Genomic DNA, 19,669 nt, shown 5'->3' with positions numbered 1-19,669 from the left:
TCGGCCGGGGCGGACCCGCGCCGAAGCCGCCGGGAGCGCTCTTCCGCCCCTGCGGAAGATTGTCTGCGGGGGGCGGACGCGCGGCCGCCGAGATGCTTGGATGAGGCAAGACCCGGACGCGAGGAGGCGAACGAGGTGCGCACGATCCTGATCGTCTGCGGTGCAGGCGCGTCGAGCACGTTCCTGGCCCACCGGCTGCGAGCGGGCGCGAAGCAGCGCGGCATCGATGCCGTGTTCCGATCCGAGACCCTTCCCGGTCTCGCGGACGCTCTGCCCCTGGCGGACGTCCTCCTGGTCGGACCGCACCTCGAGCCGCAGTTCGACGAGCTCCGCCAGCGCGCGGTGCACGTCGGCGCCGCGGCAGCCCTCCTCCCGCACGACGTCTTCGGGGCGCACGGTGCCGATGCCGTGCTCGACACCCTGCCCGTCCTCTTCGCCGCTCGCGCGGTCGTCGCAGGATCGGACGGGGACGCCCCACCTCCCGCCGCGGGCCTCGCGCCCGGCGCCGGGAACCACTGACGCAGTTCCGACTGCAGGATCAAGGAGAAACGTTCATGGTCGAGCGCACCGTGCAGGTTGCATCGTCGAAGGGCCTCCACGCCCGCCCCGCCTCGCTCTTCAGCCAGGCCGCGGCGAAGTCGGGTCAGAAGGTCCTGGTGAAGAAGGGCGAGGGCACCGCGGTGAACGCGGCCTCGATCCTCGGGATCATCTCGCTCGGCATCGAGCACGGCGACTCGCTGACCCTCTCGGTCGAGGGCGACAACGAGCAGGCGATCCTCGACGAGCTGTCCGAGTTCCTGAGCACTGACCACGACGCCTAAGACCCCTCGCCCCACCGCCCTCTCACCGACGAGACGCACGACAGGAACCGGGAACCCATGACGCTGTCCACTCCTTCCACCGCCTACGCCTCCGCGAAGCTCCAGGGCACCGGAGTCGGGCGCGGGCTGGCCCTCGGGCCGGTCCTGCGCATGCCCGATCCGCTGCCCGAGCCCGAGGACACCGCCAGCACCCGGTCGGTGGCCCAGGAGGAGGAGCGCGCGGTGTCGTCGCTGTCGGCGACCGCCGCGACGATCCGCCACCGCGGTGACCGCGCAGGCGGCTCGGCGAAGGACGTCCTCGACGCGCAGGCGCTGATGGCGGAGGACCCGTCGCTCGCAGACGACGTGAAGGCGCGCCTCGCGACCGGCAAGACCGCCGAGCGCGCGGTGCACGAGGCGTTCGCCGGCTTCCGCGATCTGCTGGTCGCGATGGGCGGCTACATGGCCGAGCGCGCGACCGACCTCGACGACGTCTCGCAGCGGGTCGTGGCGCACCTGCGCGGCGTGCCGGCACCCGGCGTCCCGGAGTCGGACGAGCCGTTCGTGCTCGTCGCCCGCGACCTCGCGCCGGCCGACACCGCGCTGCTCGACCTCGAGAAGGTCCTCGGCCTGATCACGAGCGACGGCGGCCCGACCTCGCACACGGCGATCCTCGCCCGGGAGAAGTCGATCACCGCCATCGTCGGCACCACCGGTGCGCTCGACCTGCGCGACGGCCAGCTCGTCATCCTCGACGCCTCCTCCGGCGTCGTGACGGTGAACCCGTCCGACGTCGAGATCGGCGACGCGAAGGCGTCGATCACCCAGCGCGCCGAGATGCTCGCCGCCCCCGTCGTTCCGGGCGCGCTCGCCGACGGGCACGCCGTGCCGCTTCTGGCGAACCTCGGCTCGGCCGACGGCGCCCAGAACGCGGTCGAGCTGGGAGCCGAGGGCGTGGGTCTGTTCCGCACCGAGTTCCTCTTCCTCGACGCGAAGGAGGCGCCGACCGTCGCGGAGCAGGCCGAGCAGTACACCCGCCTCCTCGCCGCGTTCCCCGGCCGCAAGGTCGTCGTGCGCGCGCTCGACGCCGGCGCCGACAAGCCGCTCGCCTTCCTCAACGACAACCACGAGGAGAACCCGGCGCTGGGCCTCCGCGGCCTCCGCGCCCTGCGCGCGAGCGAGCAGATCCTCCGCGACCAGCTCACCGCGCTCGCTCAGGCGGACGCCGCGACCGACGCCGACCTCTGGGTCATGGCGCCGATGGTCGCGACGGTCGACGAGACCCGCTACTTCACCTCGATGGCCAAGGAGCTCGGAATCCGCACCGCCGGCGTGATGGTGGAGGTCCCCTCCTCCGCCCTGCTCGCCGACCGGATCCTCGGAGTCGCCGACTTCGCCTCCATCGGCACCAACGACCTGACCCAGTACACCCTGGCGGCCGACCGGATGCTCGGCACCGTGTCCGCGTTCCAGGACCCGTGGCACCCCGCCGTCCTCCGCCTCGTCGGCGAGGTCGGGCGCGCGGGCGCCGCGCTGGGCAAGCCCGTCGGCATCTGCGGCGAGGCCGCCGCGGATCCGCTGCTCGCCGTGGTCCTCGTGGGCCTCGGCGCGACGACCCTCTCGATGTCGCCGTCGGCCCTGGCCGACGTCCGCGCCGAGCTGGCCGAGCACACCCTCGAGGACGCGAAGCGCTACGCCGAGCTCGCCCTCGCGGCCGACAGTGCGGCGGACGCCCGTTCCGCCGTGACCGAGGCGATCGCCGCCTCCTGATCCCGGGGATCGCGCGGCCCGCATCCGCGCGATCCTCCCGCACCACCCCGCGCCACCGCACCACCGAGCACGACCCCTTGCACCACCCCGTCACGTCCCGCCCCGCGGGAGCCCGGCCCGCCTCAGGAGCGACCGGATCTCCCACCCTCAGAATCGGAGAACACACCACATGACAACGACGTCAGCGACGTCGACGCGCGGAGGTACGCGCGTCCACGTCCAGCGATTCGGCACCTTCCTCTCGGGGATGGTCATGCCGAACATCGCGGCCTTCATCGCGTGGGGTCTCATCACCTCGCTCTTCATCGCCGCGGGCTGGCTGCCCAACGGCATCCTCGGCGGCTTCGGCGACGCGGCTCAGATCGGCTGGGAGGGTGCCCGCACCCAGCTCGCCGCCGGTGAGGACGGCGCGACCTTCCAGCAGTACATCGGCCTCGTCGGCCCGATGATCACCTACCTGCTCCCGCTGCTCATCGCGAACACCGGTGGCCGCATGGTCTACGGCCAGCGCGGTGGCGTGGTCGCCTCGATCGCCACCATGGGCGTCATCGTCGGCGCCACCATCCCGATGTTCCTCGGCGCCATGATCATCGGCCCGCTCGCCGCGTGGCTGATGAAGAAGGTCGACTCGATCTGGGACGGCAAGATCAAGCCCGGCTTCGAGATGCTGGTCAACAACTTCTCCGCCGGAATCCTCGGCATGCTCCTCTCGCTGGGCGCGTTCTTCGGCATCGCGCCGATCATCTCGTTCCTCACCAAGATCCTCGGCGACGGCGTCGACCTCTTGGTGAACGCGGGCCTGCTGCCGCTGACCTCGATCTTCATCGAGCCGGCCAAGATCCTGTTCCTCAACAACGCCATCAACCAGGGCGTCCTCACCCCGCTCGGCACCGTCATGGCGCAGGAGCAGGGCAAGTCGTACCTGTTCCTGCTCGAGGCCAACCCCGGCCCCGGCATGGGCGTGCTGCTCGCCTTCGCGATCTTCGGTGTGGGCATCGCCCGCGGCTCCGCTCCCGGCGCCGCGCTGATCCACTTCGTCGGTGGCATCCACGAGATCTACTTCCCCTACGTGCTGATGAAGCCCGCGCTCGTCGCGGCCGTCATCCTCGGCGGCATGACCGGTGTCGCGACCAACGTCGCGTTCGACTCCGGCCTCGTCGCTCCCGCCTCGCCCGGATCGATCATCGCGGTGCTGCTGCAGACCTCGCGCGACAGCTACCTCGGCGTGATCCTCTCGGTCCTGCTCTCGATGGCCGTGTCGTTCCTCGTGGCGTCGTTCATCATCCGCGGCAGCCGCAAGCGCGACCTCGACGCGATGGCCGCCGGTGACGACAAGCTCGCCGCCGCCGTCGCCGCCAACTCGTCGAACAAGGGCAAGGAGAGCGCCGTCGGCTCGCTGCTCAACACGAGCGGCGCCTCCAACCAGGACGGCGCCTCGTCGACCGCCACCGCCACCCAGGTGCGCAACATCGTCTTCGCCTGCGACGCCGGAATGGGATCGTCCGCCATGGGCGCCTCCGTCCTGCGGAACAAGATGAAGAAGGCGGGCTTCGAGGACGTCACGGTCACCAACAAGGCGATCGCGGCCCTCGAGGACGACGTCGACCTGGTCATCACCCAGGCCGAGCTGACCGAGCGGGCGCGCCAGCGCACGCCGGGCGCGATCCACGTCTCCGTCGACAACTTCATGAACAGCCCGAAGTACGACGAGGTCGTCTCGCTCGTCGCGGAGCAGCACGGCAAGTAGTCGGCATCACCCCTGAGGGAACCCGTAGGGTGCGACGTGGCGGAGACGCTCCGCTCGCCCCTGCGGGTTCCCTTGCTCGTTCACCACTCCACGGAAAGGACGCACGCCATGAGCGATGTGCTCACCATCGGACAGATCAACGCCTCCGGCACCGCCACCTCGAAGGAGACCGCCATCAAGGAGGCCGCCGACATGCTGGTCGGCGTCGGCGCCGTCACTCCCGCGTACCACGAGGCGATGCTCGCCCGCGAGGCGACCGTTTCCACCTACATGGGCAACCTGCTCGCCATCCCGCACGGCACGAACGACGCGAAGGACGAGATCCGCTCGTCGGCCCTCTCCTTCGTCCGCTACGCGCAGCCGATCGACTGGGACGGCAACGAGGTCCGCTTCGTCGTCGGCATCGCCGGCGTGAACAACGAGCACCTCGAGATCCTCTCCAAGATCGCGATCATCTTCTCCGAGGAGGACGAGGTGCAGAAGCTCCTCGACGCCCCGGACGCGCAGGCGCTCTACGCGCTGCTGGGCGAGGTCAACTCCTGATGCCCACCGCCGTCCACTTCGGCGCCGGCAACATCGGCCGCGGCTTCGTCGGGCTGATCCTGCACGGGGCCGGCTACGAGCTCGTCTTCGCCGACGTCAACGCGGCGCTGATCGACCAGCTCGCCGCCGCGGACAGCTACGAGGTGCACGAGGTGGGGGAGTCCTCCGCGACGCACGTCGTCGACGGCTTCCGCGCCGTCAACTCTGCGAGCGACGAGGAGGCCCTCGTCCGCGAGATCGCGGCGGCCGACATCGTCACCACCGCGGTGGGGCCGAACATCCTGCGCTTCGTCGCGCCCGTGATCGCGAAGGGCCTCGCGGCTCGGGCCGAGTCGGCGCCGCGCCTCGCGGTGATGGCCTGCGAGAACGCGATCAACGCCACCCGCCTGCTCGAGACCGAGATCGCGGCCAGCCTCGGCGCCGAGGAGTGGGAGCGCCTGCGCTCCCGCGCCGTCTTCGCCGACACGGCCGTCGACCGGATCGTGCCGAACCAGGCGCCGGGCCAGGGCCTCGACGTCACGGTGGAGAGCTTCTTCGAGTGGGTCATCGACCGCACGCCGTTCGCGGGCGCCGAGCCGGAGCTGCCGGGCGCGACCTACGTGGACGACCTCGAGCCGTTCATCGAGCGCAAGCTCTTCACGGTCAACACCGGGCACGCGACCGCCGCGTACACCGGCTTCGCCGCCGGTGCGCACAAGCTCTCGGACGCGCTCGCGCTGCCCGAGGTGCACGACGCGGTGAAGGCCGCGCTCGAGGACACCAAGACGCTCATCGTCGAGAAGCACGGCTTCAGCGACGAGGAGCAGGAGGCCTACCTCCAGAAGACGCTGAAGCGCTTCGCCAACCCGGGCCTCACCGACACGGTCGACCGGGTCGGGCGCCAGCCGCTGCGGAAGCTCTCGCGGCACGAGCGCTTCATCGGCCCGGCGGCGGAGCTCGCCGAGCGCGGGTACGTGCCGAGCGGACTGCTGACGGCGATCGGGGCGGCCCTCCGCTTCGACGTGCCGGAGGACCCGCAGAGCGTGGAGCTCAAGGAGAAGCTGGCGGCGCTGTCGCCGGAGGAGTTCGTCGCCGAGGTGACGGGGCTCGGAGCGGACCACCCGCTGTTCGCGCAGGTCGTCGCGGTCGTCCGCGGCTGATCCTCGAGAGCGTGCGTCCGAAGGGGCGGGATCGGGTGCTCCGGCATCCCACCCCGCCCCTTCGTGGTTCCCGGGGCGGGCCGGATTAGAAGAGGCGCCAGCGGGTCAGGGGCCAGGCCACGGCGAAGACGCGCCCGACCACGCGCTCGATCGGCACGGTCTTCACGCAGGAGTCGATCGGGCCCGGCGCCCCGCGGCAGTCGCCGAGCGAGTCGTTGGAGTTGGAGCGGTGGTCGCCGAGGACGAAGAGCGTGTCCTCCGGCACCGTGTACTCCTGGAAGCAGCGGGTGGAGGCGGGCTGCGAGTCGCAGTCCTGGGTCCCGGGGGTGAACGGGAAGTCCTCGAAGACGTAGTCGCCTGCGAGAGGCTGCCCGTCGACGAGCACGTGCCCCTCCGCATCGCAGCAGGAGACCGTCTGACCGGCGGTCGCGATCACGCGCTTCACGAGGAACTCCTCGTGCGACGGGCCGATGCTCGTGACGTCACCGAAGTACTTCACCGCCTCGGAGAGCGGGTTGCCCACCGCGTCGGTCGCGCCCCAGCGCGCGTCGCGTGAGAAGACGACGATCTGCTCCGACTCGGGCTCGCCGTGGAGCGCCGCGGTGCGGTCGACCAGGATGCGGTCGCCGAAGAAGCCGCCGCCCTGCAGAGTGTTCTCCATCGAGCCGGTGGGCACGGTGTACACCTTCACGAAGAACGTCTGCACGAGGGCGATGACGACGATCGCGACGAGCACGGTCACCAGGGGGTGCGAGTACCAGCGTCGCCGGCCGTCCGCCGAGCGGCCCGTCGTCGTCTTCTCCGTGCGCGCCATCCGCGGTCCCTTCGCTCGACGAGGGAGAGCCTAGGCGGGAACGATCCTGTGCGCCCGTCGGCGACGCGGGACCGCACGGCCGGCCCGGGGCCACCCGAGCCGCGGGCGACACGCCCGGGCTGGCGGAGAAGGGCGGACTGGCGTAGTATCGACCCTTGGTGTTTGCGCGTGCTCCGGCACGCCCGCGCACCACCTCCCGGGCTCCGCCCGAGGGGAGGATCGTCGCGGAAGCATTCGCACGACCAGTACACACACTACTTCCGAACGACAGTGAGGCTATGGCCAAAAAAGACGGTGTCATCGAAATCGAAGGTGCGGTTGTCGAGGCGCTCCCCAACGCGATGTTCCGCGTGGAGCTCACCAACGGACACAAGGTTCTCGCCCACATCTCGGGCAAGATGCGTCAGCACTACATCCGCATCCTCCCCGAGGATCGCGTGATCGTGGAGCTGAGCCCCTACGACCTGACCCGCGGCCGGATCGTCTACCGCTACAAGTAGACGTTCGCTCCGCTCAGTTCGCGACGTGCGTGTCCTGTAAGGAACGGCCCCGGCATCCGCCGGGAGCACGACGCCAGCGAAAACAAGGAACAGAACAATGAAGGTCAACCCCAGCGTCAAGCGCATCTGCGACCACTGCAAGATCATCCGCCGCCACGGCAACGTGATGGTCATCTGCAGCAGCAACCCCCGTCACAAGCAGCGCCAGGGCTAGTCCGCAGGGACTGACCGGCGCTCCGACGGGAGCACGGGGCGGGCGACCGCTCAGCACGACAGCACCACCAGCACCACATTCCGCAACGTCAGAAATCGCGCAGCGCCCCGGGTCTCCCGGGGTGGACGGCGAGGACACCTTCGGTCGGAGGCCGAGGCACCGACGTTGCTTCACACCTCCACTCACTCACAGGAGAAGCCACCATGGCACGTCTGGCAGGAGTAGACATCCCGCGCGAGAAGCGCGTGGAGGTCGCACTGACCTACATCTACGGTGTCGGCCGCACGAGCGCGCTGAAGACGCTGAGCGACACCGGGATCGACGGCAACATCCGCGTCAAGGATCTCACCGACGACCAGCTCGTCGCGCTCCGCGACTACATCGAGGGCAACTACAAGGTGGAGGGCGACCTCCGCCGCGAGGTCGCCGCCGACATCCGCCGCAAGGTCGAGATCGGCTCGTACGAGGGCATCCGCCACCGTCGCGGCCTCCCGGTCCGTGGACAGCGCACCAAGACGAACGCTCGCACCCGCAAGGGCCCGAAGCGCACCGTCGCCGGCAAGAAGAAGGCCGGCCGCAAGTAACGCGGGCGACACGGACCTAGAGGAGAAAACAAGTGGCTACCCCCAAGTCGGCCGCGCGCAAGCCGCGCCGCAAGGAGAAGAAGAACATCGCTGTGGGCCAGGCCCACATCAAGTCGACGTTCAACAACACCATCGTCTCGATCACCGACCCCGCCGGGGCCGTCATCAGCTGGGCCTCGTCCGGTGGAGTCGGCTTCAAGGGCTCGCGCAAGTCGACGCCGTTCGCCGCCCAGCTCGCCGCCGAGTCGGCCGCGCGCCAGGCGCAGGAGCACGGCATGAAGAAGGTCGACGTCTTCGTGAAGGGCCCGGGCTCCGGTCGCGAGACCGCGATCCGCTCGCTCCAGGCCGCGGGCCTCGAGGTCGGCTCGATCAACGACGTCACCCCGCAGGCGCACAACGGCTGCCGCCCGCCGAAGCGCCGTCGCGTCTGACGCAGCACTCGCAGCCGTCGGCCGGCCGCACGCACCGCTCCTGAGCGAGGCGTGAGGCCGGCCGGCGGATCGCGTATTTCTTTCACAACTTCAGACCTCGCAAACGCACGTGTCATATAGCGGACACGTGATCGAAAGGAATCAACAGTGCTTATCGCACAGCGTCCGACGCTCACCGAGGAGAACATCTCGGAGTTCCGTTCCCGCTTCGTCATCGAGCCCCTCGAGCCCGGCTTCGGCTACACGCTCGGCAACTCGCTGCGTCGCACCCTGCTGTCCTCCATCCCCGGCGCCGCTGTCACCAGCATCCGGATCGACGGAGTGCTGCACGAGTTCACGACGGTCCCGGGCGTCCGCGAGGACGTCACCGAGATCATCCTGAACATCAAGGGACTCGTCGTCTCCTCCGAGCACGACGAGCCGATCACCGCCTACCTGCGCAAGCAGGGCGCCGGCCAGGTCACCGCCGCCGACATCTCGGCTCCGGCCGGTGTCGAGATCCACAACCCGGACCTCGTCATCGCGACCCTGAACGACAAGGCGAAGTTCGAGCTCGAGCTCACCATCGAGCGCGGCCGCGGCTACGTCTCGGCGACCCAGAACCGCAGCGAGTTCTCCGAGGCCGGCCAGATCCCGGTCGACTCGATCTACTCGCCCGTGCTCAAGGTCACCTACCGCGTCGAGGCCACCCGTGCCGGCGAGCGCACCGACTTCGACCGCCTGGTCGTCGACGTGGAGTCGAAGCCGGCCATCACGCCGCGCGACGCCATCGCCTCCGCCGGTCGCACGCTCACCGAGCTGTTCGGTCTCGCCCGCGAGCTGAACAACGCGGCCGAGGGCATCGAGATCGGCCCCGCGCCGGTCGACGCGGTCCTCTCGACCGAGCTGTCCATGCCCATCGAGGACCTCGACCTCTCGGTGCGCAGCTACAACTGCCTCAAGCGCGAGGGCATCAACAACGTCAACGAGCTCGTCGCCCTCTCGGAGACGCAGCTCATGAACATCCGCAACTTCGGTCAGAAGTCGGTGGATGAGGTCAAGGAGAAGCTGACGGAGCTGGGCCTGTCGCTGAAGGACTCGGTCCCCGGGTTCGACGGCGCCCACTTCTACAGCTACGACGACGAGAGCATCTAGGTCTCCGCTCCGGCGTTCGACCTTCTGACACCCCTTTAGTACTGGAGTAAAGACATGCCCAAGCCCACGAAGGGCCCCCGCCTCGGAGGCGGTCCCGCACACGAGCGTCTGCTGCTCGCGAACCTGGCCGCGGCCCTGTTCACGCACAAGAGCATCAAGACGACCGAGACCAAGGCCAAGCGCCTGCGTCCCCTCGCCGAGCGTCTGGTGACGTTCGCGAAGCGCGGCGACCTGCACGCTCGCCGCCGCGTCCTCGCGACGATCGGCGACAAGAGCGTCGTGCACGAGCTCTTCACCGAGATCGCGCCGCTCGTCGCCGAGCGTGAGGGCGGCTACACCCGCATCACGAAGATCGGCCCCCGCAAGGGCGACAACGCGCCCATGGCCGTCATCGAGCTCGTCCTGGAGCCCGTGACGCCGAAGGTCAAGAAGTCGCGCACCACGGCCGCTCCCGTCTCGGCTCCGGTCGAGGACGAGACCGTCGTCGAGGACGCTCCCGCCGAGGACGCCGCTGCCGGCGACGTGACCGCGGACGAGGCGGCCACCGCCGACGCGACCGTGCAGGACGCGCCCGTCGAGGACGCTCCCGTCGAGAGCGGCAGCGCGACCAAGTAGTCCCGCGCCCTGCTCGAGAGCCCTCCGCCCCCACCGGGCGGGGGGCTCTCGTCGTTCCGGGGTGGCGCGGGATGTCGCTTACGCTGGCGTGACCGCCCGGACGGCGGGTCGACGACGGCCCCGCCCGTCCACCTCCGAAGGAGCCCCGTGCGCCTGCACCACCCGATCCTCCTGGTCGCCGCCGCGGCCCTCCTGACCGGCTGCGCCTCCGGCCCGGTCATCGACGTGCCGGAGTCGGCGACGTCGGCGGACGGGAGTGCGGCCGCGCCGGCCGTCACGGCCGAGGCCGAGACTCCGGAGCCGACCGCCGAGCCGACCGTCGCTCCCACCGAGGCCGCAGCCCTCGACTGCGGCACCGCTCTTCCCGCCGCCACGGTCGAGGCCGGCGCCGGGCTGCCGGCCGGCACGGTGGAGCTCGTGCAGTCCGGCGACGTGTGCTCCTACGGCATCGCCGGGAATCCGTCAGCGGTCGTCGTGACCGTCGGCCCCGCGCGCCTCGCCGAAACCTTCGTCGGCGCCGGAGAGGCCGTGGGCGCCGTCTCCGCTCCGCTCGGGGAGGCGGCGTACCGCCTGGAGGGCTCGACGGGCGCGCCGTCGGAGCTCGCCGTGCTCGCGAGCGGCTACGAGCTGCACGTGCAGTCGTACGTGGGGGAGCAGGACGTGCTCGCGGACTGGGCGGTCGCTGTCCTCGGCTCGCTCGGCGTGCCGCTGTCGGCGGGCTGAGGCGGCGGGCTGAGCCGGCGCTCCTGGCGGCCCGCGGGGACGACCTAGACTCGTCGGGTGCTCCACCGCCTCCGCCTCGATCTGGCCTACGACGGGACCCACTTCGCCGGCTGGGCGCTGCAGCCGGGCCTGCGCACCGTGCAGGGCGTCCTCGAGGACGCGCTCCGGACGCTGCTGCGCTCCGAGGAGCGGATCGTCGTCACGGTCGCGGGGCGCACCGACGCCGGGGTGCACGCGAGCGCGCAGGTGGCGCACCTGGATCTCACTCCCGAGCAGTGGTCCCGGCTGAACGGCCGCCCGCGGGCCGGCACCGAGCGGGTCGCCCCCGAGGTCGTGCTGCAGCGCAAGCTCCAGGGGATCCTCGGGCAGTACTCCGACCTGTCGGTGCACCGGGTCTCGCCGGCGCCGGAGGGCTTCGACGCGCGCTTCTCGGCCCGCTGGCGCCGCTACGAGTACCGCCTGGCCGATCGCTCGTCCCTCCGCCGCCCGCTGGAGCGCGGCTTCACCACCTGGATCAACGAGGCGGTGGACGAGAGCGCCATGACGGGTGCGGCGGAGTCCCTCCTCGGCCTGCACGACTACGCCTCGTTCTGCCGGGCCCGTGTCGGCGCCACCACGATCCGCAGCCTTCTCGACTTCACCTGGGAGCGGGACGCCGACGGCGTGCTGCACGCGCACCTGCGCGCCGACGCCTTCTGCCACAGCATGGTGCGGGCGCTCGTCGGGTCCTGCGTCGCCGTGGGGATCGGGAAGCTCGAGGCGGGTGAGCTCCCGCTGCTGCGGGACGCCGCCCGGCGCACGAACGCCTTCGCCGTGATGCCGGCCCGCGGCCTGATCCTCCGCGAGGTCGACTACCCGGCGGAGGCCGAGCTGGCCGAGCGCGCGGTGCTCACCCGGGTGAAGCGGACCCTGCCGGCGGAGTCCCCGGGCGAGGACGACGACTGAGCGGCCGTCGCGGGAGCGCCTCCGCGCGCTTCCCCTCGTGGCCGGATTGCTGTAGCCTCGACCCTTGGTGCTCTCGGCCCTGTGCCGGCACCCGAAGTTGAGCCCTCCACCGGATCGGTTCGTCCCCCTCGCGGGTCGAACGGCCACGGAGCGGGATTCACGAACTCCTCACTCCGATCAGAAAGCAGCACTCACGTGACTCGCACTTTTTCTCCGAAGCCGGCTGACGTCCAGCACGACTGGATCGTCATCGACGCGTCCGACGTCGTGCTCGGCCGTCTGGCCACCCACGCCGCGGCGCTCCTGCGCGGCAAGCACAAGCCGACGTTCGCGCCGCACATGGACATGGGCGACTTCGTCATCATCGTCAACGCCGAGAAGGTGGCCCTCACCGGCCAGAAGCTCCTCCAGAAGAAGGCGTACCGCCACTCCGGCTACCCGGGCGGCCTCACGGCCACCACGTACGCCGAGCTCCTCGAGAAGAACCCGATCCGCGCCGTCGAGAAGGCCATCCGCGGAATGCTCCCCAAGAACTCCCTCGGTCGTGCGCAGCTGCGCAAGCTGAAGGTCTACACGGGCACCGAGCACCCTCACGCGGCTCAGCAGCCCAAGGCGTACGCCTTCACCCAGGTCGCCCAGTAGGCTCCGGCCCTCCCCGACACCCCAGACTTCGAAGACAAAGGATCACCTACACCGTGGCGAAGATCGCAGACCAGATCGACGTGGCTCCCGAGAGCTACTCCACCGAAAGCCCGGCCACCGAGGCGTCCACGACGCCCCGCGCCGTCCTCAACGTCTCCGGCGCAGCCGTGGGCCGTCGCAAGCAGGCCATCGCCCGCGTGCGCCTGGTCCCGGGCTCCGGCAGCCTGACCGTGAACGCCCGCGAGTTCGCGGAGTACTTCCCGAACAAGCTGCACCAGCAGCTGATCAACGACCCGTTCAAGGTCCTCGACCTCCTCGGCTCGTACGACGTCGTCGCGAAGATCACCGGCGGCGGCCCCTCCGGCCAGGCCGGCGCGCTCCGCCTCGCCATCGCGCGCGCGCTCAACGAGATCGACCGCGAGAACAACCGCGCCATCCTCAAGAAGGCCGGCTTCCTCACCCGCGACGCTCGCGTCATCGAGCGCAAGAAGGCCGGTCTCAAGAAGGCCCGCAAGGCGTCCCAGTTCTCGAAGCGCTAGTCGCTGCGGCCCCTGCGGCCGTCGATCAGCAGCTTCAGGAGGGGACTGGCATCATGCCGCGCCTGTTCGGAACAGATGGTGTCCGTGGCCTCGCGAATCGCGACGTCACGGCCGACCTGGCCCTCGGCCTCGCTCAGGCGGCCGCCCGTGTACTCGGTGCGGCCGCCCGGGCGGAGGGCCGACGGCCCCTCGCCGTGCTCGCCCGCGATCCGCGGATCTCGGGCCAGTTCATCGCCGCCGCCGTCGCGGCCGGTCTGGCCAGCGCCGGCGTCGACGTGCTCGACGCGGGAGTGATCCCGACGCCGGCCGCTGCGTACCTCATCGCCGATGAGAGCGCCGATTTCGGCGTGATGATCTCGGCGTCGCACAACCCCGCCGCCGACAACGGCATCAAGTTCTTCGCGGCCGGTGGCCGCAAGCTGCCGGACGAGCTGGAGAACCGCATCGAGGCGGCTCTCGGCGTCCCGCCGCTCACCCCGCTCGGCCCCGACGTGGGCCGCATCCGCCGCTTCGCCGACGCGGAGGACCGCTACGTCCTCCACCTGCTCGGCTCGCTCGGCAGCACCCGGCTCGACGGGCTGCACGTCGTCATCGACTGCGCGCACGGCGCCGCGGCCGGCATCTCGCCCGAGGTCTTCACCGACGCCGGGGCGACCGTCACCGTGATCGGCAACGATCCCGACGGCGTCAACATCAACGACGGGGTGGGCTCGACCCACCTCGACCACGTCGCCGAGGCGGTCCGCGAGGCGGGCGCCGACATCGGCATCGCGCACGACGGCGACGCGGACCGCTGCCTCGCGGTCGACGCCGAGGGGCGCGTCGTGGACGGCGACATGATCATGGCGATCCTGGCGACGTCGATGGCGCGGCGCGGCGTCCTGCGCGACAACGTGCTCGTCGCCACCGTGATGAGCAACCTCGGCCTCAAGACCGCGATGGCCGACGCCGGGATCCGCGTGATCGAGACCGGCGTGGGTGACCGCTACGTGCTCGAGGCGATGAACGACGGCGGTTACTCGCTCGGCGGCGAGCAGTCCGGCCACGTCATCATGAGCCGCTTCGCGACCACCGGCGACGGAGTGCTCACCGGCCTGCAGCTGGCCGCGGAGATGGCGCGAACCGGGAAGACCCTCGCCGAGCTCGCCTCGGTCATGCGCGTCTTCCCGCAGACGCTCGTCAACGTCCGCGGTGTCGACCGCGAGGGCGTGCACGACGACGCCGTGATCGCGGCCGCCATCGCGACGGCCGAGACCGAGCTCGGCAGCGGCGGGCGCGTGCTGCTCCGCCCCTCCGGCACCGAGCCGATGGTGCGTGTGATGGTCGAGGCGACCACGCAGGAGACCGCCGACCGGCTGGCGGAGTCGCTCGCCGCCGTGGTGCTGGAGCGGCTGCGCGTCTCGTCCTAGCGGCCTCACCCGCTGAGCCGGGTGGATCTCGATACGCCCGCTCCGCGGGCTACTCGATCAGCATGAACGGCGCCCGCTCACCGGGTGAAGGTCGGCGCCTTCCATGCTGGTCGAGTAGCGCCGGAGGCGCGTATCGAGACCCGCTGTCGTCAGCGGGTCGACCGCCGGCGACTCCGCGTCAGATCTTGCGGAGGAGCACCGAGGAGACGGTGTGGTCGGCCTGCTTGCGCAGGACCAGGCTCGCGCGCGAGCGCGTCGGCCGGACGTTCTGCACCAGGTTCGGCTCGTTGATGGAGGACCAGATGCTGCGGGCGCGGGCGCGCGCCTCGTCCGGGGTCAGCGACGCGTAGCGGTGGAAGTACGAGTTCGGGCTCGCGAACGCGCCCTGCTGCAGGGCGAGGAAGCGCTCCTCGTACCAGCGGGCGATGTCGCTCGTGCGCGCGTCGACGTAGACGGTGAAGTCGAACAGGTCGCTGACGGCGAGCCCGGTGCCGGGCACCGGCGGCTGCAGCACGTTCAGTCCCTCGACGATGAGCACGTCCGGGCGGCGGACGACGATCTCCGCGTCGCGGACGATGTCGTAGGAGAGGTGCGAGTAGAACGGCGCCCGCACCTCGGCGGCCCCGCCCTTCACCTCCGAGACGAAGCGCAGCAGCGCGCGGCGGTCGTACGACTCCGGGAAGCCCTTGCGGCTCATCAGCCCGCGGCGCTCGAGCTCGGCGTTGGGCAGCAGGAAGCCGTCGGTGGTCACCAGCTCGACGCGCGGAGTGTCGTCCCAGCGGGCGAGCAGCTCGCGGAGCAGTCGCGCGATGGTCGACTTGCCGACGGCGACCGAGCCGGCGACGCCGATCACGAACGGGGTGGGCTGCGAGCGCTCGCCGAGGAAGGTGCTCGTCGCCCGATGCAGCTGGCGCGCGCCGCCGGCGTAGAGGGTCAGCAGGCGGGAGAGCGGCAGGTAGACCTCGGCGACCTCGGCGAGGCTGAGGCGATCGCCCAGTCCGCGCAGCTGCACGACCTCGGTCTCGGTCAGCGGCAGCTCGGTGCTCCGCGCCAGCTCGGCCCAGTCGGAGCGCACGATCTCGACGAACGGAGAGGGGTGCGCCTCGCGCCCGGGCTCGCGAGCAGTCGACGACATCTGCACGATCCTAGCGGCCGCGCCGGGTCGGCTCCGTCGCCGCGGGAGCGCCCCCGCGCGCGATTAGGATCGAGCGCATGTGTGGAATCGTTGGATACGTCGGCGCGCGCGACAGCCTGCCCGTCCTGCTCGGGGGCCTGAAGCGACTGGAGTACCGCGGGTACGACTCCGCCGGAGTGGCCGTCATCGACGCCGACGGCCGGATCGACAGCCGCAAGCGCTCCGGCAAGCTCAGCGTCCTGGTCGACGATCTCGAGGCGCATCCCCTCTCGTCGAGCACGACCGGCATCGGGCACACCCGCTGGGCGACGCACGGCGGCCCGACCGACCGCAACGCGCACCCGCACCTCGCCGACGGCGGGAGACTCGCCGTCATCCACAACGGCATCATCGAGAACTTCCAGCCGCTGAAGGAGGAGCTCCTCGCCGAGGGCGCCGTCTTCGAGAGCGAGACCGACACCGAGGTCGCCGCGCACCTGATCGCGCGCGAGCACCGCCGCACGGGTGACCTCGTGCTCGCCTTCCAGGCCGTCGTCGCGCGGCTCGAGGGCGCCTTCACCCTCCTCGCGCTGCACCAGGACCAGCCCGGCGTCGTCGTCGGCGCCCGCCGCAACTCGCCGCTCGTGATCGGCCTGGGCGACGGCGAGAACTTCCTCGGCTCGGACGTCGCGGCGTTCGTCGAGTTCACCCGTCGCGCGGTCGCGATCGGGCAGGACCAGATCGTCACGATCACCCCCGACGCCGTCACCGTCACCGACTTCTTCGGTGCGCCGGTCGAGACCGAGCCGTTCGAGATCGCCTGGGACGCCTCCGCCTCCGAGAAGGGCGGCTGGTCGAGCTTCATGGCCAAGGAGATCAGCGAGGGCCCCGAGGCCGTCGCGAACACCCTCCTCGGCCGCCTGCACGACGGCACGGTCGTGCTGCCCGAGCTGGACCCGCTCGGCGAGGTGCTCCGCGACATCGACCGGATCACCGTCATCGCCTGCGGCACCGCCGCCTACTCGGGCATGGTCGCCAAGTACGCGATCGAGAAGTGGGCGCGCGTGCCCGTCGAGGTCGAGCTGAGCCACGAGTTCCGCTACCGCGATCCGGTGCTGACCCCGCGCACGCTCGTCGTCTCGATCAGCCAGTCCGGCGAGACCATGGACACGCTGATGGCGGTCAAGTACGCCCGGGAGAAGGGCGCCAAGACGCTCTCGGTCTGCAACACCCAGGGTGCGACCATCCCGCGCGAATCGGACGCGGTGCTCTACACCCACGCCGGCCCCGAGGTGGCGGTCGCCTCGACGAAGGCGTTCGTCGCGCAGATCGCGGCGCTCTACCTCTTCGGCCTGCACCTGGCCACGGTGCGCGGCGCCGCCTCCGCCGAGCTGATCGCCTCGCAGGCGGCGCAGCTCGCGGCGATCCCGGAGAAGCTCTCCCGGGTGCTCGACGCCTCCGACGACATCGCGCAGCTCGCCGGCTGGATGGCGGACACCCGCGCGGTGCTCTTCCTCGGCCGCCACGTGGGCTACCCGGTCGCCCTCGAGGGCGCGCTGAAGCTCAAGGAGCTCGCCTACATCCACGCCGAGGGCTTCGCCGCGGGCGAGCTCAAGCACGGGCCGATCGCGCTGATCGAGCCGGGCCAGGTCGTCTTCGTGATCGTGCCGAGCCCGAGCGAGTCCTACGAGCTGCAGCGCAAGGTGATCTCGAACATCCAGGAGATCAAGGCGCGCGGCGCCCGGGTCATCGCGATCGCGGAGCAGGGCGACACCGCCGCCATCCAGATCGCCGACGAGGTCGTGCCGATCCCGCTCGCCGACCCGCTGTTCGAGCCGCTGCTCGCCGTGACGCCGCTGCAGATGTTCGCGATGGAGCTCGCCGCCGCCAAGGGCCTGGACGTCGACCAGCCGCGCAATCTCGCCAAGTCGGTCACGGTCGAGTGACCCTGCCGTGATCGTGGGGATCGGCGTGGACGTGGTGGACCTCGCCCGCTTCGAGCGGGCGATCAGCCGCACCCCGCGACTCCGGGCGCGGCTGTTCGCCGAGAGCGAACGGGACCTGCCGATCGCGTCGCTGGCCGGCCGGTTCGCGGCCAAGGAGGCGCTGATCAAGGCGCTCGGCGACTCCGCCGGCGCGCGCTGGCACGACATGGTCGTCGAGCGCGACGAGCACGGGAACCCCTCGTTCGCCCTGCACGGCGCGGCCCGCGCGGCCGCCGAGGCCCGGGGCATCGCGCGCGTGCACGTCTCGATGACCCACGACGCCGGCGTCGCCTGCGCGTTCGTGGTGGCCGAGTCGTGATCGCGCCGCTGGGCTACCGCGAGGCACTGATCGACCTCGACGCCGTCGTCGCGAACGTGGAGCGGCTGCGCGCGCTGACCGGTGCCCCTCGGCTGATGGCGGTCGTCAAGGCGAACGCGTACGGTCACGGCGCGCTGCCCGTCGCCCAGGCGGCGCTCGCCGGCGGGGCGGACGCCCTCGGCACCGCCGATCTCGACGAGGCGGTCGCGCTCCGCGAGGCCGGGATCCTCGCCCCCGTGCTCTGCTGGCTGCACGACCCCGAGCAGGACTTCGACACCGCGCTCGAGCACGGGATCGACGTGGCGGTCTCCTCCGCCGCGCAGCTCGACCGGCTCGCCCAGGCCGCCGAGGACCGCGGGGTCCGCGGGGCCGTGCAGGTCAAGGTCGACACCGGTCTGAGCCGCAACGGCGCCGCGGAGGCGGAGTGGCCGCTCCTCGCGGAGGCGCTCGCCCGGCACGTCGCGCACGGGTCGCTCGCGCTCACCGGCCTGTTCTCGCACCTCTCCAACACCTCCCGCGAGGACGATCTGGAGCAGCTGGCCCTGCTCGGCCGCGCCGAGGGCGTGCTGCGGGCGCACGGGGCGCCGGCGCCGCTCGTGCATCTCGCCGCGACGGCCGCCGCGCTGCGGCTCCCGGAGACGCGCCTCGGCATGGTGCGCACCGGCATCGGGGTCTACGGGCTGTCGCCGTTCGACGACGAGACCTCGCTCGGGCTCGGCCTCGTGCCGGCGATGACCCTGCAGGGGCGCGTCGCCGGAGTCCGCCGGGTGCCGACGGGCACGGGGGTCAGCTACGACTACGCGCACCGCACCGACGCGGAGACGACGCTCGCGCTGGTGCCGTTCGGCTACGCCGACGGGATCCCGCGCGCGGCCTCCGGTGTCGCCGAGGTGTCGATCAGCGGGCGCCGGCACCGCATCGCCGGGCGGGTCGCGATGGACCAGTTCGTGGTCGACGTCGGCGACGCCCCGGTCGCGGTCGGCGATGCGGTGACGCTCTGGGGCGACCCGACCACCGGCGTGCCCTCCGTCGACGAGTGGGCGCGCTGGTGCGGGACGATCAACTACGAGCTCGTCACCCGGATCGGGCACCGCGTGCCGCGCCGCGCGGTCGGCGGACCGGCGGGGGGCGCGCGTGCCTGAGCGCGACGAGCCTGAGCGCCACGAGCCCGAGCGCGACGAGCCCGAGCGCGACCGGTTCGGCGATCGCACCGTCGAGGTCGCGGACCCGGAGGCGATGGAGGAGCTCGGCCGCTCCCTCGGCCGCGTGCTCCGCGCCGGCGACCTGCTCGTCCTGACCGGGCCGCTCGGCGCGGGCAAGACGACCTTCACCCGCGGGCTCGGCGACGGCCTCGGCGTCCGCGGGCCGGTGACGAGCCCGACCTTCGTGATCGCGCGCACGCACCCGCCGCTGCACGGCGGTCCGCCGCTCGTGCACGTCGACGCCTACCGCGTCGGCTCGGCGGTGGAGCTGGACGACCTCGACCTCGACCTCGAGCACTCGGTCGTGGTGGTGGAGTGGGGCGCCGGGCTGCTCGACGGCGTCGCGGAGTCGTGGCTCGACGTCGTGCTCGAGCGGCCGACCGGCGGCTCCGACACTCCCGAGGGCGAGGAGCCGATCGAGCCGCGCACGGTGCGCTTCCGCGGGACGCGCTGGCGCTGAGCGCTCTGCTGACGGCGGGTCTCGATACGCCGCTGCGCGG

The 19,669-nt window shown here is 71.4% G+C and carries 23 protein-coding genes; 21 read left to right on the top strand and 2 right to left on the bottom strand.

The annotated features are described in order from the left end of the window. Positions 1–135: 135 nt before the first annotated feature. The 6 genes from GSU72_RS15190 (at position 136) to GSU72_RS15170 (ending at position 5,999) form a co-directional block, all read left to right on the top strand. Complete coding sequence (locus GSU72_RS15190) at positions 136–519, top strand: PTS sugar transporter (RefSeq protein WP_159985797.1); 384 nt, start codon at positions 136–138, stop codon at positions 517–519. Positions 520–554: 35 nt separating this feature from the next. Continuing rightward, positions 555–821, top strand: coding sequence for an HPr family phosphocarrier protein (locus GSU72_RS15185; RefSeq protein WP_123445062.1), 267 nt, complete (start codon positions 555–557; stop codon positions 819–821). Positions 822–878: 57 nt separating this feature from the next. Next, entirely contained in the window at positions 879–2,570 is a 1,692-nt protein-coding gene (gene ptsP, locus GSU72_RS15180; protein ID WP_159985796.1) for a phosphoenolpyruvate--protein phosphotransferase, read from the top strand. Positions 2,571–2,739: 169 nt separating this feature from the next. Continuing rightward, on the top strand, positions 2,740–4,317 hold the full coding sequence (locus GSU72_RS15175; protein WP_244255840.1) for a PTS mannitol transporter subunit IICB: 1,578 nt from the start codon (positions 2,740–2,742) through the stop codon (positions 4,315–4,317). A gap of 108 nt (positions 4,318–4,425) precedes the next feature. After that, positions 4,426–4,860, top strand: coding sequence for a PTS sugar transporter subunit IIA (locus GSU72_RS21665; protein WP_160087637.1), 435 nt, complete (start codon positions 4,426–4,428; stop codon positions 4,858–4,860). Next, positions 4,860–5,999, top strand: a complete 1,140-nt coding sequence (locus GSU72_RS15170) for a mannitol-1-phosphate 5-dehydrogenase (protein ID WP_159985795.1) — start codon at positions 4,860–4,862, stop codon at positions 5,997–5,999. Before GSU72_RS21665 ends, GSU72_RS15170 begins: the two co-directional genes overlap by 1 nt. Before the next feature lie 85 nt (positions 6,000–6,084). Here the strand turns inward: GSU72_RS15170 and lepB are convergent, their stop codons facing one another. Continuing rightward, positions 6,085–6,813, bottom strand: a complete 729-nt coding sequence (lepB, locus tag GSU72_RS15165; protein WP_159985794.1) for a signal peptidase I — start codon at positions 6,811–6,813, stop codon at positions 6,085–6,087. Positions 6,814–7,091: 278 nt separating this feature from the next. Here lepB and infA point away from each other — a divergent pair, with 278 nt between their 5' ends. From infA to glmM, 11 genes are all read left to right on the top strand, one after another. Continuing rightward, positions 7,092–7,313: a translation initiation factor IF-1 gene (infA, locus tag GSU72_RS15160; RefSeq protein WP_022883252.1), complete on the top strand. Its 222-nt coding sequence runs from the start codon at positions 7,092–7,094 to the stop codon at positions 7,311–7,313. A 97-nt stretch (positions 7,314–7,410) separates the two neighbouring features. After that, the gene (gene rpmJ / locus GSU72_RS15155) at positions 7,411–7,527 is read left to right on the top strand and encodes a 50S ribosomal protein L36 (RefSeq protein ID WP_055787164.1); all 117 of its coding nucleotides are present in this window, start codon (positions 7,411–7,413) and stop codon (positions 7,525–7,527) included. 203 nt (positions 7,528–7,730) lie between these two features. Further along, the gene (gene rpsM, locus GSU72_RS15150) at positions 7,731–8,111 is read left to right on the top strand and encodes a 30S ribosomal protein S13 (protein WP_056037260.1); all 381 of its coding nucleotides are present in this window, start codon (positions 7,731–7,733) and stop codon (positions 8,109–8,111) included. Positions 8,112–8,143: 32 nt separating this feature from the next. Beyond that, positions 8,144–8,542: a 30S ribosomal protein S11 gene (gene rpsK / locus GSU72_RS15145; protein WP_056037257.1), complete on the top strand. Its 399-nt coding sequence runs from the start codon at positions 8,144–8,146 to the stop codon at positions 8,540–8,542. Positions 8,543–8,689: 147 nt separating this feature from the next. Beyond that, positions 8,690–9,676 (top strand): DNA-directed RNA polymerase subunit alpha, encoded by a 987-nt coding sequence (locus GSU72_RS15140; RefSeq protein ID WP_123445069.1) that lies wholly within the window; start codon positions 8,690–8,692, stop codon positions 9,674–9,676. Between the two features lie 54 nt (positions 9,677–9,730). Then, positions 9,731–10,291, top strand: a complete 561-nt coding sequence (rplQ, locus tag GSU72_RS15135; RefSeq protein ID WP_159985793.1) for a 50S ribosomal protein L17 — start codon at positions 9,731–9,733, stop codon at positions 10,289–10,291. 147 nt (positions 10,292–10,438) lie between these two features. Further along, a complete protein-coding gene (locus tag GSU72_RS15130) occupies positions 10,439–11,014 on the top strand; it encodes a hypothetical protein (protein ID WP_159985792.1) in 576 nt (191 codons plus the stop codon). Positions 11,015–11,071: 57 nt separating this feature from the next. Then, entirely contained in the window at positions 11,072–11,959 is an 888-nt protein-coding gene (locus GSU72_RS15125; RefSeq protein WP_159985791.1) for a tRNA pseudouridine synthase A, read from the top strand. 195 nt (positions 11,960–12,154) lie between these two features. Then, on the top strand, positions 12,155–12,601 hold the full coding sequence (rplM, locus tag GSU72_RS15120; RefSeq protein WP_123445074.1) for a 50S ribosomal protein L13: 447 nt from the start codon (positions 12,155–12,157) through the stop codon (positions 12,599–12,601). 53 nt (positions 12,602–12,654) lie between these two features. Further along, the gene (rpsI, locus tag GSU72_RS15115) at positions 12,655–13,140 is read left to right on the top strand and encodes a 30S ribosomal protein S9 (RefSeq protein WP_159985790.1); all 486 of its coding nucleotides are present in this window, start codon (positions 12,655–12,657) and stop codon (positions 13,138–13,140) included. A 53-nt stretch (positions 13,141–13,193) separates the two neighbouring features. Further along, on the top strand, positions 13,194–14,549 hold the full coding sequence (gene glmM / locus GSU72_RS15110; protein WP_159985789.1) for a phosphoglucosamine mutase: 1,356 nt from the start codon (positions 13,194–13,196) through the stop codon (positions 14,547–14,549). Positions 14,550–14,727: 178 nt separating this feature from the next. Here the strand turns inward: glmM and coaA are convergent, their stop codons facing one another. Continuing rightward, on the bottom strand, positions 14,728–15,684 hold the full coding sequence (gene coaA, locus GSU72_RS15105) for a type I pantothenate kinase (RefSeq protein WP_159985788.1): 957 nt from the start codon (positions 15,682–15,684) through the stop codon (positions 14,728–14,730). Positions 15,685–15,761: 77 nt separating this feature from the next. Here coaA and glmS point away from each other — a divergent pair, with 77 nt between their 5' ends. The 4 genes from glmS to tsaE are packed head-to-tail and all read left to right on the top strand — an operon-like array spanning position 15,762 to position 19,629. Beyond that, entirely contained in the window at positions 15,762–17,609 is a 1,848-nt protein-coding gene (gene glmS, locus GSU72_RS15100; RefSeq protein ID WP_159985787.1) for a glutamine--fructose-6-phosphate transaminase (isomerizing), read from the top strand. 7 nt (positions 17,610–17,616) lie between these two features. Then, positions 17,617–17,967 carry a holo-ACP synthase gene (locus GSU72_RS15095; RefSeq protein WP_159985786.1) on the top strand — a complete coding sequence of 117 codons (351 nt, stop codon included), beginning with the start codon at positions 17,617–17,619 and terminating at the stop codon, positions 17,965–17,967. Further along, positions 17,964–19,109 carry an alanine racemase gene (gene alr / locus GSU72_RS15090; protein WP_159985785.1) on the top strand — a complete coding sequence of 382 codons (1,146 nt, stop codon included), beginning with the start codon at positions 17,964–17,966 and terminating at the stop codon, positions 19,107–19,109. The genes GSU72_RS15095 and alr overlap by 4 nt, the downstream gene beginning before the upstream one ends. Next, positions 19,102–19,629 (top strand): tRNA (adenosine(37)-N6)-threonylcarbamoyltransferase complex ATPase subunit type 1 TsaE, encoded by a 528-nt coding sequence (gene tsaE, locus GSU72_RS15085; RefSeq protein WP_279631681.1) that lies wholly within the window; start codon positions 19,102–19,104, stop codon positions 19,627–19,629. Before alr ends, tsaE begins: the two co-directional genes overlap by 8 nt. Positions 19,630–19,669 lie beyond the last annotated feature (40 nt).

The sequence above is a fragment of the Rathayibacter sp. VKM Ac-2760 genome, assembly GCF_009834185.1.
Classification (GTDB): domain Bacteria; phylum Actinomycetota; class Actinomycetes; order Actinomycetales; family Microbacteriaceae; genus Rathayibacter.
Note: the sequence above shows the minus strand (reverse complement) of the source record. Positions and strands in the feature narration are given on the sequence as shown.

What these genes read in the sequence shown, in the direction of transcription:
- rplQ (WP_159985793.1), top strand. Translation starts at nt 9,731, where the DNA reads ATGCCCAAGCCCACGAAGGGCCCCCGCCTCGGAGGCGGTCCCGCACAC.
- GSU72_RS15175 (WP_244255840.1), top strand. Translation starts at nt 2,740, where the DNA reads ATGACAACGACGTCAGCGACGTCGACGCGCGGAGGTACGCGCGTCCAC.
- GSU72_RS15185 (WP_123445062.1), top strand. Translation starts at nt 555, where the DNA reads ATGGTCGAGCGCACCGTGCAGGTTGCATCGTCGAAGGGCCTCCACGCC.
- lepB (WP_159985794.1), bottom strand. Translation starts at nt 6,813, where the DNA reads ATGGCGCGCACGGAGAAGACGACGACGGGCCGCTCGGCGGACGGCCGG.
- coaA (WP_159985788.1), bottom strand. Translation starts at nt 15,684, where the DNA reads ATGTCGTCGACTGCTCGCGAGCCCGGGCGCGAGGCGCACCCCTCTCCG.
- glmM (WP_159985789.1), top strand. Translation starts at nt 13,194, where the DNA reads ATGCCGCGCCTGTTCGGAACAGATGGTGTCCGTGGCCTCGCGAATCGC.
- glmS (WP_159985787.1), top strand. Translation starts at nt 15,762, where the DNA reads ATGTGTGGAATCGTTGGATACGTCGGCGCGCGCGACAGCCTGCCCGTC.
- ptsP (WP_159985796.1), top strand. Translation starts at nt 879, where the DNA reads ATGACGCTGTCCACTCCTTCCACCGCCTACGCCTCCGCGAAGCTCCAG.
- infA (WP_022883252.1), top strand. Translation starts at nt 7,092, where the DNA reads ATGGCCAAAAAAGACGGTGTCATCGAAATCGAAGGTGCGGTTGTCGAG.
- GSU72_RS21665 (WP_160087637.1), top strand. Translation starts at nt 4,426, where the DNA reads ATGAGCGATGTGCTCACCATCGGACAGATCAACGCCTCCGGCACCGCC.
- rpmJ (WP_055787164.1), top strand. Translation starts at nt 7,411, where the DNA reads ATGAAGGTCAACCCCAGCGTCAAGCGCATCTGCGACCACTGCAAGATC.
- rpsM (WP_056037260.1), top strand. Translation starts at nt 7,731, where the DNA reads ATGGCACGTCTGGCAGGAGTAGACATCCCGCGCGAGAAGCGCGTGGAG.
- GSU72_RS15170 (WP_159985795.1), top strand. Translation starts at nt 4,860, where the DNA reads ATGCCCACCGCCGTCCACTTCGGCGCCGGCAACATCGGCCGCGGCTTC.